The organism is Maribacter sp. 6B07, from assembly GCF_002700155.1.
Lineage (GTDB): Bacteria > Bacteroidota > Bacteroidia > Flavobacteriales > Flavobacteriaceae > Maribacter > Maribacter dokdonensis.
Window position 1 is genome coordinate 1718308 of sequence record NZ_PDUT01000001.1, and the last position, 19265, is coordinate 1737572.

Below are 19265 nucleotides of genomic sequence, written 5' to 3' on the forward strand. Positions count from 1 at the left end.
ACTTCCTTTACTATTAAAGGGAAAAGACTACAAAGCCCTCGTTACATCTGTAATGAGGGCTTTGTAAATAATGTATGTTTAACAGGATGATGTTTTATTCTTTCACCAATTCCTTGCTCAATTCCTCTAAAGAAACTCCTTTGGTTTCCGGCATTTTGGTCATTGCCCAAATAAGTTGCAATACCATCATTGCACAGAAGAAGTAGTAAATATACCAAACATGGTCTTTAAGAACACCTTGGGTAGCATCTAGGAAAAAGGGAGTGATCAATGTAATGATCGCGGCAAATACCCAATGCACACTAACACCCCAAGACTGCCCGTAAGCACGAACACTATTCGGGAATATTTCTGATATAAAGACCCATATTACCGCACCTTGCCCAATGGCATGAGAGGCAACAAAAGTACAGATGAAAGTAAGTGTAAGGGTAGATCCCAGATCCATTTGAAAACAGAGACCCACCATAACCAAACTAATAATGTAGCCTATAGAACCAATAATAATCAGTTGTCGTCTTCCTAGTTTATCCAATAAGCGAATTCCAATAAAGGTGAATACAAGATTTACGATACCAATGGCGATCGAGTTGAAAAGAGACTCTTTACCGCCCAACCCGGCTTGCTCTAAAATTTCAGGGGCATAATATAGTACAAAGTTGATACCTGATAATTGATTAAAGAACGCTATAAAGAAAGCTAGCCAAAGTACTTTTGAGTATTTCTTTTGAAAAAGGCTTTCACTTTTGGTGCTTTGCTGTAAATCTGTCTTAATTTCTGCCAATTGTAGCGCGGCCTTTTCTTTAGAGTGTATGATCTCTAATATTTTTAATGCACCTGCATCATCCTTTTTGTGTAAGGCCAACCAACGTGGGCTTTCAGGTACGGTAAATACCATTGCGGTATAAATGAAAGCGGGTATGGCTTCTACACCAAGCATCCAACGCCAATCATTTGCACCATCAAAACCTTTTAATAACCAGTTAGATACAAAGGCGATCAAAATACCGAATACCAACCAAAATTGGTACAGTCCGCCAAGCTTTCCACGATTCTCCTTAGATGTAATTTCAGAAATGTAAATAGGAGCGGCAACCGAAGAAATACCGACACCTACACCACCAATAAAACGAAATATGGAAAATGAATATGGATCTTGCGCCAAGGCAGAGCCAAGTGCGGAGACCAGGAATAGAATACCTACCCATAACAGCGTTTTCTTACGCCCTAGGTTTTTGGTGGGAATGCCACCAAAAAGAGAGCCTACTACGGTACCCCAGAGCGCCATACTCATGATAAAGGTGCCGTGAAATAAAGGCGATGTGTTCCAAATTTGTTTAATAGGTTCATTTGCGCCGCTGATGACAACGGTATCAAAACCAAATAAAAATCCTGCGAGGGCCACAGTAATTGACCATACGATAATTCTGTTCATTGTTGAGTGTTAAGTTGATGTTAAATATAATGAATGAAAATCGTAAAATCATAATCTTTTGGGTCAACATAAAAATCAAAGAATTGGTAACTTGTATTAATTTTAAAATTGAACCATGAAAGATTTAAAAAATAAAGTAGCTTATATAACAGGAGGCACTAAGGGAATAGGTTTTGCCGTAGCGCAAACATTATTGGATCAAGGCATGAAAGTGGCCATTAGCGGTAGGTCTCAAGAAAGCGTAGATCAGGCGTTAAAAGATTTTAATAACGATGATGTTTTAGGAATTGTATCTAATGTCGCTAAACTTTCAGACGAAGAAAATGCCGTAGCTAAAATAACGGATAAATGGGGACAAGTAGATGTTGTTCTGGCAAATGCCGGTGTTGGTAATTTTGCACCCATAGATGAAATGACCGAAGAACAATGGCACCAAATGATAGATGTAAACCTTAGTGGTGTTTTTCATACTCTAAAGGCATCTGTAGCATCCCTGAAGAAAACAGAAGGTTATTATATTACCCTAGCAAGTTTGGCAGGTACCAATTTCTTTGCTCAAGGTGCTGGGTATAATGCTTCAAAATTTGGTGTGGTTGGCTTTACACAAGCGGCAATGCTAGATCTTAGACAGTACGGTATAAAAGTATCTACCATAATGCCGGGTTCTGTGGCAACACATTTTAACCATAATGAGCCAGGTGATAAAGATGCATGGAAAATACAACCAGAGGACATTGGTGAATTGGTGTTGGATCTATTGCAGATGAACGAAAGAACCTTACCTAGTAAAATAGAGGTAAGGCCAACAAGACCGGACAAGAAATAAGTTTAGACTTCTTTTTCAGTAAAAGGAATGTCGGCATTACAGATTTCTGTAATTAACTGACCAAGTAGCTGCTCGAAATCAGAAATGACCTCATTGGTAATAAGGTGATTTTTGGGACCTCGGGCAGTTTCTTTTTGCGCGAACAGCAACGTTCCATCTGCAAAATTCTTTAAAGAGATAATACCTGCTTGAATGGTTAAGTTATCTGCAGGATGCATTTTAAAAAACATTAATCCGTAACAAAGCAATTGAAAAGCCTTGCTAAACTGATAATCTTCGGTAAGTACGTCCCAATCCATTAATTCAACATTGCGTCTTTCTACCTTACCTGTTTTGTAATCTATGATACGGGTAACGCCATCAAATTCATCAACACGGTCTAATTTTCCTTTTAAGGTAATGGGGAAGTCCAAACCGGCAATTTCCAGGGGTACTGATAGTGACTGTTCCAGTGCAATTATTTTAATGCTATGGTCTTTAATAGCGGCTATTTCTGCATCTATAAATGTTTGAATGTACTTAAGGATGACATGAAAAGAAATATAGTTTTTACCAGAACTGATGTTCCCTTCCTTGTACGTTTTTTCAAAGTTACGGGCCACCGAGGTGGTTACATTTTTACGGATATCGTTTAGAGACTCTTTGGTAAGGGTTGTGCCAATTAAAGGTGTATACAACTCTTCTAAGCTATCATGGACAATAGTACCAAAAGTATTGGGGGCAAGGGTTTCTTCAACCTGCATGACCTCATTGATATTCAATAGATTCTGCTTATAGAAATCAATTGGGTTTCTAATGTAGTTGCTCAAAGAACTTGGCGAAAATCCTTTAGCGGCTTTTTCACGAATAAGTTGTGTAAGCGTAGTTGTCTTTGCTATCTGCTCAATTTCTTTGGCAATAGGTTGTATGGTAGGTGTGGCTATGACTTCTTTGATATCGCTTCTGTTATCATCCGTTAGTAATTGGGTGATCAACCTACTACGTTCTCCACCTTCTAAAGCATCTGGCTCTGTATTATATAAGATGTATACGTTTTTGGCACGCTGTAATAATCGATAAAAGTGATAGGTGTACACCGCATCTTTTTCTTTGTAAGTGGGTAATCCGTTTTTCGTCTTTAAGTCGAACGGAATAAAGGAATTATTGGATTTTCCCGATGGTAGCACACCTTCGTTTACAGACGTAATGATAATGGTCTCAAAATCCAACAACCTACTTTCCAACATACCCATAATCTGTATGCCTTCTATAGGATTTCCTTGAAAATCTAAAGTTTCTGAGCTTAACAACTGTTTAAAAAGGTGTTTTAAACTTTTTAGATTGTTTATGTAGGTAAAATTGTGACAAAGATCCTTGAGCTGATTGAACAAGGTGTAGAATTTATATAACTGCTCTAACAATAATGAATTCTGTTTTACCGCTTCTATGCTTCTCATAGAAGTGATTAAGGCTAGAAAGTTTTCTATTAGTTTATTGGGATCGTTGTTGATTTCTTCAAACAATAAAGAAACAGTGGCATGCTCAGGTAAAAGCGCATTTATTTGTCCATGGTTGATATAGGTCCAATTATTCAGCTTTATTTTTGAAATTAATTGGTGGGTAGAAACCTCGTTGGCATCGAATAATATGACCGTATATGAATGCGTCAAAAGATTCAATAGGTGTTTATAGAACCAGCCACGATCTGTTTTTTGTTCATGAAATTCTATGAGGTTTATAAAAAAACTTGCTAGGGTAGTAGATTCTAGCTTTTGACCCATGGTAATATTCGTTGCCGGTATATGATCCGGTATAGAATTTAATAGGGGGTTTAATAATTCTTCATTACCAAGAACAATGGCGGAGTTTTGCAATGTTTCTGGTGCATTACTTTGAATGTGATTTAAAATATCACCTACATAATTCACCTGGGATACATTTTTGGGTACACCAATAATTTCTATGTGCTTTTCAGTATTGTAGTAATTGGTTAGACCGGCAAGGGGTTTATCTTTTAGAACCTTCCATGTTTTTTGATACTGGCGTATAAAGTATCCGGCATCATGAATATTGTCTTTTAGAAAATAAGGGTCAATATCCCAATAGATGGCTGCATCTGTTTTTTCAAGAATGGTTTGTATAAGAATACTTTCAGCAGTGTTCAAGGCATTAAAGCCAAGAAAAATATGTTTCTTGCTGTTGGATTCAAGATAACCAGAAAGTTGGGATACCGATGTTTTGTATATAAGACCTTGATGTCCTAAACCTTTTTGTATTAGGTTATTATTGAATTTGGTATATATTTCTTCAAGGTGGCGCCAAAAATGAAGGTAATTTTCGATCATTTCAGATTTGTCGCTGTTCAAAGACCAATGATTTACCTCTTGTATAGCCGCAACATTTTGATACAGACCAGTGGCATCTACTAAGTAGCGATCCACTTCATTAAAATCTTGTAATAGAATTTGTCCCCATTTCAAGAAAGAATCAAAAGATTCTTTTTCATAGTCACCAACGCTCAAGTAAGCATTATATAGTTCAAATAACTGGGTAGTAGTATTGGCGGTTACCAGGTTGGATACTTTTTCAATGAAGTCTTCAATACTGTAGATTTCAGGAGCAAGTATGGTTTTGGTCAATGATTTGGATAGTGCTTTCTTAAGAAAGACACCAGCCCGTTTACTGGGTAAGATAAAAATGGTATTGGCAATGTTGGAATTGTGTTTTAAAACATCCTGTACTACATCTTGTATAAAGCTCTGCATGATGTAAAAATAAAAAAGCTCCGCAATATTGCGGAGCTTTTATTTTATTAAAACACTTAGGTATGTTTTTTACTTATTTTACTAAGTTGATTTCTACCCTTCTGTTTTGAGTTCTACCAGCTCTAGTGTTGTTTGTTGCGATAGGCTTAGACTCACCGTAACCAACTGCAGATAATCTGAACTCTTCTATTCCTTTGTCAACTAAGAATTCTTTTACAGAAAGAGCTCTTGACTCAGAAAGACTTTGGTTTAATTTTTCGCTACCTACGCTATCAGTGTGACCTTCAACTGTAAATTTAGCGTTAGGGTATTCTTTAAGGATAGTGATAATGTCAACCATTACTGAAGTAGACTCAGCTTTGATAGAAGATTTACCAGTATCAAATAAGATAGTTCTAGCGTAATCGTTCAATTGCTTTTGAACTTCTTCAGTTACTTCAGGACAACCAGCGTTAGCTACAGTACCAGCAACTTCAGGACATTGATCGTCTTTGTCTAATACACCGTCACCGTCAGTATCAGGCCATGGGCAACCTTTGTTCTCAGCAGGACCTGCTTCAGAAGGACAAGCATCATCTTTATCAGCAACACCGTCACCGTCAGCATCTGGACAACCAGCTAAAGCAGCAACACCAGCTTCGTTAGGACAAGCGTCATCTTTGTCAGCAACACCGTCACCGTCAGCATCAGGACATCCGTTCATTTCTTTAGAACCAGCTTCGTTAGGACAAGCATCTTTGCTGTCTTCTATACCGTCACCGTCAGAATCTGGACAACCGTTGAATGCTTCAAGACCAGCAACTTCTGGACAAGCATCATCTTTATCGTAGATACCGTCACCGTCAGTGTCAGTACCACCAAACTTAACTGAGATACCAGCTAAATGTTGGAAATGAGGAGCTAAGTAATCTTCGAAAGCATGCTTATAAGAAGATTGTAAAGTAAGACCTAAGTTCTCAGAGAACCAGATGTTAAGACCAACACCACCGTTTGCAGTACCAGCACCGATTTCATCGATCCAAGTATAACCACCACCTATTTCGATGAATGGGTCAAGAACAGTTTGTCTTTTTATGATATCATATTTAATTGTACCATCTATAGCGTAGTGAGATAGATCGTCAACACTAACGTCACCTAATTTGCTAATTTTGTTAAGAGAACCTCTAGCTCCAACAGAGAAACCATCTCCTATAGATTTAGATACTCCTACATAAGAAATAGAAGGTAAGATATTCCAGTGATCGTTTGCATTGAAGAATTCATTACCGAAAGAACTTACATCCGAAGTTGGATATACGTCAATGGCATTAACCCCAAATTGCACTTGCCAAGGGTTATTCTCGTCTTGCGCTTGTATGTTGTTGATACCTACAACAAGTAGTACAACAACCAATAATTTGCTAAGATGTTTCATGTTCAAATTTTTAAGTTTAAGTGTTTATTAGCTGCAAATGTAACTTGTTAAATATTATTAACAAAATCAATTTCCTATTTTTTTTAATGCATTTAATAGATTAAATGGTGCATTTAAACGATTTTTAATTCCTTGCCTACCTCTGTGAATGCGGTAATGGCAGCGTCTAAATGCTCTTTTGAATGCGCGGCTGAAAGTTGTACCCTAATACGAGCTTTGTCTTTTGGAACAACAGGGTAGAAAAACCCGATAACATAAATGCCTTTTTCCAAAAGCTTATTTGCCATTTCTTGAGATAGTTTGGCATCATATAACATTACCGGTACAATGGCAGAATCGCCATCAACAATGTCGAAACCAGCCGCTATCATGCCTTTTTTGAAGTATGCAGTATTTTCTTGCAACTTATCTCTTAAAGAAGTGTCGTTCTCCAACATATCAAATACCTTTATAGAGGCACCTACAATGGCGGGTGCCAAGGAGTTTGAAAATAGGTAAGGTCTAGAGCGTTGTCTCAATAAAGTAATGATTTCCTTTTTTCCTGTAGTATAACCGCCCATGGCACCACCTAAGGCTTTGCCCAGCGTGCCGGTTATAATATCAATTCTACCCATTACCCCTTTTTCTTCTAAGGTGCCTCTTCCTTTTTCGCCTATAAAACCGGCTGCATGGCATTCGTCTATCATCACCAGGGCATCGTACTTATCGGCTAGATCACATATTTGGTCCAGCGGGGCAACAATGCCATCCATGGAGAATACACCGTCCGTAACAATGATCTTAAAACGTGCCCCGTCTTCGTTTGCCTTAATAAGTTGTGCTTCTAGATCTGCCATATCACTATTGGCATATCTATAACGTTTTGCTTTACATAAACGAACACCATCTATGATTGAGGCATGGTTCAATGAATCTGATATGATGGCATCTTCTGCGGTAAGCAAAGGTTCAAATACGCCACCGTTGGCATCAAATGCAGCAGCATATAAAATAGTGTCTTCGGTACCATAGAAATGAGCTATTTTTTGCTCCAATTCTTTATGGATATCTTGTGTACCGCAAATGAACCTTACAGATGACATACCAAAGCCATGGGTTTCCATAGCGTCTTTTGCCGCTTGTATAACCTCAGGATGTGATGATAACCCTAAATAGTTATTGGCGCAAAAATTAATGACCTCTTGCCCGGTATTAATTTTAATGACGGCATCTTGTGGAGAAACAATAATTCTTTCCTCTTTAAAAAGTCCGTCCTTTTTAATCGTTTCAATTTCTTGCTGTAAATGTTCTTTGATTTTTCCGTACATATTCCTTCTATATATAATCTAGTTCTATTTCAGTATTAATATACACAATGATTTTGTGATCAATGGTGTAGCCCATATTTGAAAAACTTTGGGCATAGGCGTTCACCTGTTGGTGATAGTGGTTATTGCGTTCACCGGTTTTATAATCTATAATGGTTGCATGGTTATCGTTAAGCACGACCCTATCTGGTCTTTGGGTAGAACCGTCTGCCATTAAAAGATCTCTTTCGTTCAGCACCTCAAAATCTTGAGTGTAAAATTGCGATAAATCTTTATGATAGATGACCTTTTTTACAACTTCCTTTATCTCATTGACTTCTTGTTCCTTGATCAGACCTTTTTGTAATGCCAGTTGCATGGCTCTTTCTAGGTCTTTTGCGGTATGGATGGCACCCAGTATAAAATGTATAACATTACCTTGATTAATGGCAATATCTAAACCTTCATACCAAAGGGTTCCTGCCAGTGCCAGTATTTTAAAATCTGCCCTGTCTTTATTGGTATATATATAAGGTATGGTCAGAGGATCGTTATCCATTTCTTTTTTGGCTTGATTAAGTGGGAACTCACCAAAATGGTAATCTAATTTATCTTGTTGGTACGCACCAATACTTTTTAGGAAATGAATGAATAGCCCAGAGTAGTAATTGGTATTGTGTTCCCCTTTCTTATCAAGTTTGTTTTCGCTAATTATGAAAAGTGCCTTTACGGCTCTGGTTAAAACAACATATAAAAGGTTGAAAGCATCTAGCTGTAATTTTTGGTGATCAAGGGAATACAACAAGGCTTCGGTTTCTCCGTATTCTTGTACTTCCTGTTTCTTATTGATCAGTATTTCAGAAAAGCCAAGAAACTCATCTTTATCAACCGGTAGCCATAATTTAGGGTCTATTTCTTCAAATATGTTTGAATTTGCATAGGGGAAAATGACCACTGGAAACTCCAGACCTTTAGATTTGTGAATGGTCATTATCTGTACAGATTCAATATTTTCTGGTGTGCTAATGCTTGCTGAATGTCCTTTTTTGTCCCAGTAATCTAAAAAAGACTGCATATCTGAGCCAAATTTCTGCTCTACATCAAAAACAAGATCCATAAAAGCAGTCAAGTGAGCATCTGAAGTAGGTATAAGGTCAAAGGTTTTGATGGCATATGACAATCCATCATAAACAGATGTTTGTCGTAATCTAGAAGAATCAAAGCCGTAAACGTTTAGGAAATGGTTGTTTAGATTATCTAAGTTCTCATAAATATAAGCGTGTTTGTCAGCTTTGTTTTCAGAAAGGAAATGAAGTAATTCATATTGAATTTCCAATTCCGAGGGTTGTACCAAGTGCCTAATTAGCTGTACAAGAAAAATAACCTTTTTGCTCTCGCTCAACAATAAAGAGTCTGAGGAAACTACCGGTATATTATGCTGCATCAACTGATCTGCAAGCAATAGACCGTGTTTCTTTTTTCTGATAATAATGCAAATGTCACTATAGGAATAACCTTGTGCTATACATTTTTGAATGGTCGCTAAAGTGGTTTCGGCATAAAGCTCATCGTCATCCTCTTCCAAAAGAGATATATGAACATAGCCACCTTCTTTATGGTTGATTTCCTGTTGGTTGCCTATTTTAAAAAATTCTTGATAAACCTCATTTTCCAAAAAAGGACTCACACTTTGAAAGAAGTTGTTGTTGAAGTTAATGACTTCCGCGTAACTTCTATAATTCTTTGGTAACGTAACCAAATCAGATGGTACGGTAAAAGGGTGTGTTTTATGGGTCGCCAATTCTAAAAATTGTTCAGCCTTACCGCCACGCCATCTGTAGATGGCTTGCTTGGGATCACCCACAAGAAATAGAGAACCCATATTGCCTAACTCATCTTGGCCTTCCATGGCATTCCCTATGAGAGGTATAAGGTTTTCCCATTGCATTTGCGAGGTATCTTGAAATTCATCAATAAAATAATGGCGGTATTTTTCTCCCAAGCGTTCATAAATAAAAGGGGCAGGTTGATCCTTTACTTCCTTTGCAATTAATGTGTTGAATTCAGATATGGATAACTGATCCTTTTCTTCTTGAATGATTTTTAGTTCTTTTTGAATAGCGTTCAAGAGCGCAAAAGGAACAATGTTTCTGTTAATGTTGGCAAACAGCCCTCTTTTGTAAATAAGTTGCTTTATAGTTTGATAATAAACTAAAAGTTGAGGAGCTAAATCAATAGGGGCATTTTTTACCGTGGCTTTTAGAATTTTACCTTCAATTAAATTGTCTTCTAGTTTATTGTTGTAAAGTTGAGTTGGTGAATAGTTGCCGGCAATTATTTTTTTAAAATGATTGGGTAGGGTTTCCCTTGGAAAATCTTTAAAATCCAATCCGGCATTGGTAATGAGTTCAAGACAAGCGGTTGCAAGTTCCTCAACTTTTTTTTCTATATCCTTAGTTTGTTTTTTAAGGTGATTTTGAAGTTTTAAAAAATCACCTAGCTCAATAGCATTTAAGCTCTTTAAATGTGCAGCATTGTTTTCGTCGAAAATTAATTTTCCGATTTTTAAAAGATCAAAACCAATGTCCCAACTTCTATCGTCCTCTATTTTTTCTAGTGCAAAATCTAAAAGAACCTTGGTAAATTCAGGGTCTTCACCAGCTTTGCCTATGACGCGCTCTACGGCTTCTTGTAAAAGCAGATCCACATCTAAAACCACTTCAAAATTTTGAGGGATCTTTAAATCCTTGGCGAATGTTCTAATAAGCCTATGGGTAAACTTATCTATGGTAGAAATATCAAAGAAAGCATAGTTGTGCAAAATTTGCTTTAAACGCAGTTTGCTCAAAGCGGGCAATTCCTCAAAAGTATAATCGGTCTCATTCAGTATATCTTTGAACAATGGTGCTGCATGGTCCATAGAAGTCGTTTTTGAAAACTCAAAAAGACTGTTAAGAATACGATGTTTCATTTCATTTACCGCCTTATTGGTAAAAGTGATCGCTAATATTTTTCTGAAATTTTGAGGAGAAGCCAGTATAATCTTCAAGTACACCTTGGCAAGCGCATACGTTTTGCCTGATCCGGCAGAAGCATTATATATGGTAAACGGATTATTAGACACTGATTTTTACTGCAAATTAAGGATTACTGTACAGTTCTTAACAAATTATTACGTGAATATAAATGTTAAAATCCGTAACTTTGAAATACAATTAATATAAATCTAAAAACACATAAATTATGGCTTTTGAATTACCAAAATTGCCTTACGCTTATGATGCTCTTGAGCCTCATATTGATGCAAGGACGATGGAAATACATCATACAAAACATCATAACGGATATACAACTAAGTTAAATGCCGCTATTGAAGGTACAGATCTTGAAGGAAAATCTATTGAAGATATCTTAACAGGTTTGGATATGAGTAATGGTGCAGTTAGAAACAACGGAGGTGGTTTTTATAACCACTCATTATTCTGGACTATATTATCACCAAACGGTGGTGGTAAGCCTAGTGGAGAATTAGCATCTGCTATTGATAGTGCTTTTGGTTCTTTTGAAGAGTTTAAAAGCAAGTTTACTGCTGCTGCAGGTACTAGATTTGGTTCTGGTTGGGCATGGTTATGTGTTCATGAAGGTGGTAAAGTAGAAGTTTGTTCTACACCAAATCAAGACAATCCGTTAATGCCAGGAGTAGAATGTGGTGGGCAACCTATCTTAGGATTAGATGTATGGGAGCATGCATATTACCTAAATTATCAAAATAAGAGACCAGATTATATTGAAGCGTTTTTTAATATTATCAACTGGGATGAAGTATCTAAACTTTATGCTAGTAACAAATAAGGAAAGGTAAAGTAAATCCTAACTAACTTGTAGGAAACCACTTATGAAAATTTCATAGGTGGTTTTTTGTTTTTACAATAGAAAAGGGCGGAGAAGTCTCCACCCTTTTCGTCCCAAATCTTACCATAAACTTAACCTACTTATGCTATGGCGATACTAAATTACTGGTATTGAGTAAATAAAAAAAGGAATTTTAAGAAAAAAATTCACTTTTATTTATGTCGTGTTATATTTCTCTTAGTGAATTATGATAGATAACAGCCTGAAAGTAAACTAGGTTGCATTAAAATAAAAAGACGGAGCATAGCCCCGTCTTTTCCCCAAATCTTACCATGAACTTAACCTACTTATGCTATGGTTCTGTAAATATAAATGATGTTACTGTGGTTGGGCAAGCTAATCGATGTACGTCGTAAACCTAGGTTGTACTACTATTTTAGATGAAAATGATACTTAGGTAACGAGAGCTTTGATGAAATAGGTTCAAAAATAAAAAGACGGAGCATTGCTCCGCCTTTTTCCCCAAATCTTACCATGAACTTAACCTACTTATGCTATGGTTCTGTAAATGTAATATGCTTAACTACAATTGAAAATAGAACTAGTTAAACGTACCGTTAAAACGTTAAAGGGGGCATTGTGAAGAATTGGATTACAAAATAACAATCTGTAATCTGTATAAAATAAAAAAGGCGGAGAAGTCTCCACCTTTTTTGCCCCAAATCTTACCATGAACTTAACCTACTTATGCTATGGTAGCTTTAAAAGTAAACAGGGTTAAGTCAAAACGACTATTCAGTCGTTAAAATGCTATATTCGTCGATGAAATACATAAAAAGTGTGCATTTCATCGAATTATTATTTAATAAGCGCGTTCGTTGTTTCCTTCATAGAAGTTGATGAACGCTCTATTTACAACTCTATTTCCACCAGGCGTTGGGTAGTTGCCGGTAAAATACCAATCACCTAAATTCTTAGGGCAAGCCTCATGTAAACTAGATATGGTTTGGTATATTATGGAAACTTCTGCATTGATATCATCTGGACTCAACAGCTCTCCGATCTTTTTAGAAATTTCTTTTGCTGTGAATGGTGCATAGAAATCCTTTACATAGTTAATGACATCTTGATCACGGCTCTCTACTTGTGTTAAGCATTTTTTGTAGATTTCCTCTACAATATGCATGGAGTTGTTATCCTCGTGCAACGCCAAGGCTGCTTTAAAGGCAATAAAATCTTCAAGCTTTGCCATATCTATACCATAACAATCTGGGTAGCGGATCTGTGGTGCAGATGATACAACTATTATTTTCTTTGGAGATAACCTGTCCAAAATTCTAAGAATACTCTTTTTTAAGGTAGTACCCCTTACAATACTATCATCTATAATAACAAGGTTGTCTCCTTTTTTTACAGAACCATAAGAAATGTCATATACATGTGCCACTAGGTCATCTCTACTGCTATCTTGCGTAATAAAGGTTCTTAGCTTGGCATCTTTAATAGCTACTTTTTCAATTCTTGGACGTACCTCTAGTATTTCATGAAGTTGCTCGCCGGTTATTGCAGGACCTAATGCAAGTATTTGTTCTTCTTTTTTCTGGTTCAAATAGTTTTGAGCCTCTTTTACCATACCGTAAAAAGAAGTTTCTGCAGTATTCGGTATATAAGAGAATACAGTGTTTTTGATATCTTCATTTATAGATTCCAATATCTGTGGAAATACCAATTTACCTAAAGCTTTACGTTCTTGATAAATCTCCTTATCACTACCTCTAGAAAAATAAATACGTTCAAAAGAACATGCTTTACGTTCTTTAGGTTCCTGAATTTGGTGAATGGCGCTAGTACCGTTCTTTTTAATGATAATGGCGGCACCAGGGTCAAGTTCTTTTACCTCGTCATAAGGTACGTTGAATACCGTTTGTATAGCAGGTCTTTCTGAGGCAACTACAACAACTTCATCATCCCTGTAGTAATAAGCCGGTCTAATGCCACTAGGATCCCGTAGGACAAAAGCATCACCATGGCCTAACAAACCTGCCATGGCATAACCACCATCAAAATTCTTGGCGGCTCTTTTTAATATCTTGTACACCTTTAAACGTTCTGCAATAATAGGCGAAGCTTGTTGTTTGGTGTATCCTTCTTTTTTTATCTGCTTATATAGTTTAGCAACGGCATCATCAAGAAAATGACCTATTTTTTCCATTACCGTAACGGTATCTGCCATCTCTTTAGGATGCTGGCCAAGTTGAACCAGGTTGTCAAAAAGCTCATGAACATTGGTCATATTAAAATTACCGGCAACAATTAAGTTACGGTGCATCCAGTTGTTCTGTCTTAAGAAAGGATGAACACTCTCAATGCTGTTTTTGCCAAAGGTACCGTAACGCACATGACCTAAAAGGAGTTCACCTATATAAGGTATATTCTTTTTTTGCAAGGCAACATTATGCTCATACTCCGGATGCTCTTTCATCTCGGTATTGATACGATCATTTATTTGTGCAAAAATGTCCTGTATAGGCTGTTGTTGGCAAGAACGAACACGGCTCATGTAGCGTTCACCTGCCTTAACATCTAATTTAATGCTGGCAAAACCTGCACCGTCTTGACCACGGTTATGTTGTTTTTCCATCATTAAGTACATTTTATTTACACCATAAAATGCTGTTCCATACTTTTCCTTGTAATACTCTAAAGGTTTTAATAACCGTATTACAGAAATACCACACTCATGCTTAATTGCGTCACTCATTGTTTTTGGTATTAAAAAAACCCCAAAATATTTTGGGGCTAGGGGATTATTGTAATTCTATGTCAAACTGGGTCAATTTCTTAAACTGATGCAGTCTTTCTCTAATTTCTTTTCGGTCTAACTGTAACATTCTTTCCGCTCCAAATTTCTCTACACTAAAGGATGCCAGATTAGAACCGTGTATAATTGCCTTCTTCATATTCTCAAATGAGCTATCTCCGCTTGCTGCCAAATAGCCTGAAAAACCACCGGCAAAGGTATCTCCGGCACCAGTAGGATCAAATACCTCTTCTAAAGGTAGCGCCGGTGCAAAAAAGATCTGGTCTTCATTGAACAAAAGTGCGCCATGCTCTCCTTTTTTGATCACTACATACTTAGGTCCCATGGTAAAAATCTTTTGCGCTGCCTTAACAAGTGAATATTCACCGGTTAATTGTCTGGCCTCTTCATCATTAATAGTTATTACATCTATATGTTTAATAACGTTCATTAAATCATCTAAAGCATTGTCCATCCAAAAATTCATGGTATCCAATACTATTAACTTTGGTCGCTTTTTCATCTGGTTGATTACACCCATTTGAACAATTGGGTGAAGATTACCAAGCATAACCACATCTGCATCATTATAACTTTCCGGTACAACAGGATTAAAGTCCTCTAAAGTATTTAACTCCGTTACTAAGGTGTCTCTGGTATTTAGGTCGTTGTGGTATTTTCCTTTCCAGTAAAAGGTTTTACCGCCTTCAACAATTTCCAAGGCAGAAATGTCAATACCGCGATCGGTTAAAAGGTCTAAATATTCTTTAGGCATGTCATCACCTACAATAGAAATGATAGCTGAATCAACATCAAATTGAGATGCCGCTAAGCCAATATAGGTAGCTGCGCCGCCCAATATTTTATCCGTTTTACCAAAAGGAGTTTCTATTGCATCAAAAGCGACAGTACCTACTATTAAAAGCTTGCCCATAAATGTGAAAAAATTTAAGCTGCAAATATACGATTTTGAAAAGCTAATTAAAACGGTTTATCGAATACAAATTGTAATAGTTATCAAAGGCGAATTGTTGATATAAATTGCCATTTATTTCCTACCGAAATCTGCAGGAATTTCTCCCCAAGCTTTCGTTTCCCATTTGACGATAATGGTTTTGTATTCATTCTTGTTCAGCCAATCTACCGCTCTATCAATAAATTCAAAAAGTGTTTTGTTCTTTGCGTTAGGAGTAAGTTTGGTGTTGCACTTTTTTTTACGCACCCAGCTCATGGCCGTTCTAGAATCTGTATAAATGATACGGTCGCTATTATGTTTTTTTAGAAAAGCTAAACCATGGACAATGGCTAAAAATTCACCAATATTATTGGTTCCATTAGGAAAAGGACCTTGTTTAAATAATTTTTTACCAGTTTTGGTATCAACCCCTTGGTATTCCATAATACCGGGATTGCCGCTAGAAGCAGCATCAACAGAAATGGAATGATAATTTGGTAGCCCAATTCTTTCTAATTCTGCTTTGGATAAAGTAGGTGCAGTTTTTTTCTTTCCCTTGAAATCTGCGTAAGTGCCATTATATGCCTTTTTGGCTACCTCAAAAGATTCAAATGATTTGTATTCGGCACCGGCATGGCCGTCAATAGATTTTTTACATTCTTTCCATGTTTCATAAATACCCGGCTTTTTACCTTTCCAAACAACATAGAACTTTTTCTTTTTGCCCATTACTGCTTAGATAATAATTCGTCTATGACCTTTGGAAAAAATTCATATTCCAACAGATGTACTTTTGATGCGATATCCTCGGGCGAATCTTTTGGGTTCACTATAGTTTTTACCTGTTGTATAATAGCGCCCTCATCATAATGTGCATTTACGTAATGGATGGTAATACCGGTTTCCGTCTCTTTAGCCTCTTTTACGGCATTATGAACATGCATACCGTACATACCTTTACCGCCGTATTTTGGTAGTAGGGCAGGATGTATGTTTATAATTTTATTGGGGAAGGCATTGGTAATGGCTTCGGGTATTTTCCATAAAAAGCCGGCCAACACTATTAGGTCGGGTTCTAATGATCGTAGCATATCTAGAATAAAATTACTCTTTGAAAATGCTTGCCTATTAAAAAACAAGGCGTTGATTCCAAGTCTGTTACAACGCTCAATGACTTTGGCATCGCTTTTGTTAGTAAGTACGCAGCATATAGTAACATCTTTGCGAAGCTTAAAATAATTGGCAATGTTTTCAACATTGGATCCGGAACCTGAGGCAAAAAGTATAATTTTCTTGGTTTTCAATAGAAAGGGTCTTTATAAGATAACGAACAATGAAATTAAGTTTGGCAAATAAAGCAAATTTAAAGCTTGTCAGAATTTAGAAAAAAACGATTAAATAGAATAGTTCTAATACCTCGCTACTTTTCAATACCTTTTATCAACGTTACCGAAACAAAATATTAATACGGTAAAATTACAGCACATGTCTTTAATTTTATTAAATTACCATACATTTTAACGACAATTAGTGTAATTAAACCAAAGTTTTTTATTTTTGCCTTCAATTTAAATTTTTAAAACAAATATTATTATGTCAGACATTGCATCAAGAGTTAAAGCTATCATCGTTGATAAATTAGGAGTTGATGAGAACGAAGTGGTAACCGAGGCTAGCTTTACTAACGATTTAGGCGCAGATTCATTAGACACGGTAGAGTTGATAATGGAGTTCGAAAAAGAATTTGATATTCAAATTCCAGACGATCAAGCTGAGAATATCGCAACTGTTGGTCAAGCCATCAGCTATATAGAAGAAGCTAAGTAAAACATGTTTTCTTAAATAGAATTCAAATTATCCATGTGGTAAATGCTCCGCATGGATAATTTTTTTTAATTTACGCTTGGTTTAGATTTAAACAAATACAAAGTTAAATGCAGTTAAAGCGAGTTGTAGTTACAGGTTTGGGGGCACTTACCCCAATAGGTAATAATATTGAAGAGTATTGGGATGCTTTGGTAAACGGTAAAAGTGGATCAGCGCCCATTACTTATTACGATACAGAAAAATTCAAAGTAAAATTCGCTTGTGAGCTTAAGAATTACAAGACAGAAGATCACTTTGATAGAAAAGAAGGCCGTAAGCTGGATAGATTTGCGCAGTACGCACTTGTATCTTCAGATGAAGCTATTCGTGATTCTAAATTAGATTTAGAGAAAATCGACAAATTTCGCGTAGGCGTTATTTGGGGAGCGGGTATTGGAGGTTTGGAAACTTTTCAGAACGAGGTAATGAATTTTGCCAACGGAGATGGTACACCAAGATTCAATCCGTTCTTTATTCCAAAAATGATAGCTGATATTGCCCCGGGGAACATATCCATTAAGCATGGTTTTATGGGACCTAATTACACCACCGTTTCCGCTTGTGCATCATCGGCAAATGCAATGATCGATGCCTTGAACTATATACGATTGGGTCATTGTGACGTCATTGTAACAGGTGGTAGTGAAGCGGCAGTAACTATTGCAGGTATGGGCGGTTTTGGTGCTATGCACGCATTATCAACAAGAAACGATAGTCCTGAAACAGCTTCAAGACCTTTTGATGCAACCAGGGATGGTTTTGTTCTAGGTGAAGGTGCAGGAGCGTTGGTTCTTGAAGAGTATGAGCATGCCGTTGCCAGAGGAGCAAAAATCTATGCAGAAGTTGCCGGTGGAGGTATGTCAAGTGATGCTTACCATATGACCGCACCGCATCCAGATGGTATAGGGGTGGTTAGGGTAATGGAAAATTGTCTAAGGGATGCAGGCTTGTCCATAGAAGATGTAGACGCTATAAACACTCACGGTACATCTACCCCTTTGGGAGATGTGGCAGAGTTGAAAGCGATTACTCAAGTATTTGGGGAGCATGCTAAAGACATAAACATTAACTCTACCAAGTCAATGACCGGTCATTTGTTAGGTGCTGCGGGCGCTATTGAAGCAATTGCTTCAATATTGGCCATGGAGCATGGTATGGTACCACCTACCATAAACCATACTACGGTAGATGAGAATATAGATCCTAGTTTAAACTTAACGTTGAACAAGGCACAAAAACGAGATGTTAAAGTTGCAATGAGCAATACATTTGGTTTTGGTGGGCACAATGCATGTGTAGTTTTTAAGAAAATTGATTAATTTTTTATATGCCTTTTCCCACGAACTTATTTAATTCCCATCCTAAAGAGGATGGGGATTTTTTTTGGGGAATTACCAAAATTTTAGGTTTCAAACCTAAAACCTTATCTATTTATAAAAAGGCCTTTCTTCATAGGTCAATGAACAAAAAGGATGATAAGGGTAATGCAATGAATTATGAGCGCCTAGAGTTTTTGGGAGATTCAATGCTAGGAACCATAATATCTAAACATTTATACAGCGAGGTACCTGCAGGGGATGAAGGCTACCTTACTAAAATGCGATCTAAAATAGTAAGTAGAGAGCATTTAAATGAGTTGGGTAAAGACTTGAAATTAATAGATTTTGTACAGAGTAGAATACCTAAATCCCATTTTGGACAGAACATACACGGCAATGTTTTTGAAGCATTGGTAGGTGCCATTTATTTAGATCGCGGTTATAAATACTGTGAAAAGTTCATTCAAAAAAGGGTGGTAGAACCTTACGTAGATATAGAACAGTTAGAAGGCCGGGTCATTAGTTATAAGAGTTTGGTGATCGAATGGTGTCAGAAACAAAAGAAGTCTTTTGATTTTGATGTTTATGAAGATACCGGAAATGATCCTTTAAAACATTTTGCCGTTAAACTCTCCATTGGGGGAGATGTAGTTGCAAAAGCAAGAGCCACCTCAAAGAAAAAAGCGGAAGAAAGAGCAGCTAAAAGGGCATTTTTTGCACTGCAGGATAAAATGGATAGCTGATCATTTTACCAAAAGGTAAAAT

Annotated in this window: 14 protein-coding genes; 5 read left to right on the top strand and 9 right to left on the bottom strand. The window is 36.8% G+C overall.

Annotation, left to right across the window (positions count from 1 at the left end; genetic code table 11):
- Positions 1-94 precede the first annotated feature (94 nt).
- Positions 95-1435, bottom strand: coding sequence for a sugar porter family MFS transporter (locus tag CSC80_RS07225; protein WP_099190744.1), 1341 nt, complete (start codon positions 1433-1435; stop codon positions 95-97).
- A 115-nt stretch (positions 1436-1550) separates the two neighbouring features.
- Between CSC80_RS07225 and CSC80_RS07230 the strand changes: the two genes are divergently transcribed.
- Positions 1551-2261 (top strand): SDR family oxidoreductase, encoded by a 711-nt coding sequence (locus CSC80_RS07230; RefSeq protein WP_071340665.1) that lies wholly within the window; start codon positions 1551-1553, stop codon positions 2259-2261.
- Positions 2262-2263: 2 nt separating this feature from the next.
- On the opposite strand, the gene CSC80_RS07235 is transcribed toward CSC80_RS07230, so the two are convergent.
- The 4 genes from CSC80_RS07235 to CSC80_RS07250 all read right to left on the bottom strand — a co-directional run bounded on the left by CSC80_RS07235 (position 2264) and on the right by CSC80_RS07250 (position 10832).
- Positions 2264-5005 (bottom strand): PD-(D/E)XK nuclease family protein, encoded by a 2742-nt coding sequence (locus tag CSC80_RS07235; protein WP_099190746.1) that lies wholly within the window; start codon positions 5003-5005, stop codon positions 2264-2266.
- 73 nt (positions 5006-5078) lie between these two features.
- Positions 5079-6422, bottom strand: coding sequence for an OmpA family protein (locus CSC80_RS07240; RefSeq protein WP_058104732.1), 1344 nt, complete (start codon positions 6420-6422; stop codon positions 5079-5081).
- 113 nt (positions 6423-6535) lie between these two features.
- Complete coding sequence (gene kbl / locus CSC80_RS07245; RefSeq protein WP_099190748.1) at positions 6536-7729, bottom strand: glycine C-acetyltransferase; 1194 nt, start codon at positions 7727-7729, stop codon at positions 6536-6538.
- Between the two features lie 7 nt (positions 7730-7736).
- On the bottom strand, positions 7737-10832 hold the full coding sequence (locus CSC80_RS07250; RefSeq protein ID WP_099190750.1) for a UvrD-helicase domain-containing protein: 3096 nt from the start codon (positions 10830-10832) through the stop codon (positions 7737-7739).
- 119 nt (positions 10833-10951) lie between these two features.
- Here CSC80_RS07250 and CSC80_RS07255 point away from each other — a divergent pair, with 119 nt between their 5' ends.
- Positions 10952-11560 carry a superoxide dismutase gene (locus CSC80_RS07255; RefSeq protein WP_058104735.1) on the top strand — a complete coding sequence of 203 codons (609 nt, stop codon included), beginning with the start codon at positions 10952-10954 and terminating at the stop codon, positions 11558-11560.
- 862 nt (positions 11561-12422) lie between these two features.
- Here CSC80_RS07255 and CSC80_RS07260 read toward each other — a convergent pair.
- The 4 genes from CSC80_RS07260 to CSC80_RS07275 all read right to left on the bottom strand — a co-directional run bounded on the left by CSC80_RS07260 (position 12423) and on the right by CSC80_RS07275 (position 16619).
- Positions 12423-14321, bottom strand: a complete 1899-nt coding sequence (locus CSC80_RS07260; protein ID WP_074670574.1) for an amidophosphoribosyltransferase — start codon at positions 14319-14321, stop codon at positions 12423-12425.
- Between the two features lie 46 nt (positions 14322-14367).
- Positions 14368-15294 (bottom strand): PfkB family carbohydrate kinase, encoded by a 927-nt coding sequence (locus CSC80_RS07265; RefSeq protein ID WP_058104737.1) that lies wholly within the window; start codon positions 15292-15294, stop codon positions 14368-14370.
- A 114-nt stretch (positions 15295-15408) separates the two neighbouring features.
- Positions 15409-16044, bottom strand: a complete 636-nt coding sequence (locus CSC80_RS07270) for a ribonuclease H family protein (RefSeq protein WP_074670572.1) — start codon at positions 16042-16044, stop codon at positions 15409-15411.
- A complete protein-coding gene (locus tag CSC80_RS07275; protein WP_099190752.1) occupies positions 16044-16619 on the bottom strand; it encodes a phosphoribosylglycinamide formyltransferase in 576 nt (191 codons plus the stop codon). Before CSC80_RS07275 ends, CSC80_RS07270 begins: the two co-directional genes overlap by 1 nt.
- 289 nt (positions 16620-16908) lie before the next feature.
- On the opposite strand from CSC80_RS07275, the gene CSC80_RS07280 reads away from it, so the two are divergent.
- The 3 genes from CSC80_RS07280 (at position 16909) to rnc (ending at position 19243) form a co-directional block, all read left to right on the top strand.
- Positions 16909-17142: an acyl carrier protein gene (locus tag CSC80_RS07280; RefSeq protein ID WP_008269813.1), complete on the top strand. Its 234-nt coding sequence runs from the start codon at positions 16909-16911 to the stop codon at positions 17140-17142.
- 107 nt (positions 17143-17249) lie between these two features.
- Positions 17250-18500 carry a beta-ketoacyl-ACP synthase II gene (gene fabF / locus CSC80_RS07285; RefSeq protein WP_099190754.1) on the top strand — a complete coding sequence of 417 codons (1251 nt, stop codon included), beginning with the start codon at positions 17250-17252 and terminating at the stop codon, positions 18498-18500.
- 8 nt (positions 18501-18508) lie between these two features.
- Positions 18509-19243 (top strand): ribonuclease III, encoded by a 735-nt coding sequence (gene rnc, locus CSC80_RS07290; RefSeq protein ID WP_074670568.1) that lies wholly within the window; start codon positions 18509-18511, stop codon positions 19241-19243.
- Positions 19244-19265: the final 22 nt, after the last annotated feature.

Coding starts and splice junctions, on each gene's coding strand:
- CSC80_RS07225 (WP_099190744.1), bottom strand. CDS start 1,435: ATGAACAGAATTATCGTATGGTCAATTACTGTGGCCCTCGCAGGATTT.
- CSC80_RS07230 (WP_071340665.1), top strand. CDS start 1,551: ATGAAAGATTTAAAAAATAAAGTAGCTTATATAACAGGAGGCACTAAG.
- CSC80_RS07235 (WP_099190746.1), bottom strand. CDS start 5,005: ATGCAGAGCTTTATACAAGATGTAGTACAGGATGTTTTAAAACACAAT.
- CSC80_RS07240 (WP_058104732.1), bottom strand. CDS start 6,422: ATGAAACATCTTAGCAAATTATTGGTTGTTGTACTACTTGTTGTAGGT.
- kbl (WP_099190748.1), bottom strand. CDS start 7,729: ATGTACGGAAAAATCAAAGAACATTTACAGCAAGAAATTGAAACGATT.
- CSC80_RS07255 (WP_058104735.1), top strand. CDS start 10,952: ATGGCTTTTGAATTACCAAAATTGCCTTACGCTTATGATGCTCTTGAG.
- CSC80_RS07260 (WP_074670574.1), bottom strand. CDS start 14,321: ATGAGTGACGCAATTAAGCATGAGTGTGGTATTTCTGTAATACGGTTA.
- CSC80_RS07265 (WP_058104737.1), bottom strand. CDS start 15,294: ATGGGCAAGCTTTTAATAGTAGGTACTGTCGCTTTTGATGCAATAGAA.
- CSC80_RS07270 (WP_074670572.1), bottom strand. CDS start 16,044: ATGGGCAAAAAGAAAAAGTTCTATGTTGTTTGGAAAGGTAAAAAGCCG.
- CSC80_RS07280 (WP_008269813.1), top strand. CDS start 16,909: ATGTCAGACATTGCATCAAGAGTTAAAGCTATCATCGTTGATAAATTA.
- fabF (WP_099190754.1), top strand. CDS start 17,250: ATGCAGTTAAAGCGAGTTGTAGTTACAGGTTTGGGGGCACTTACCCCA.
- rnc (WP_074670568.1), top strand. CDS start 18,509: ATGCCTTTTCCCACGAACTTATTTAATTCCCATCCTAAAGAGGATGGG.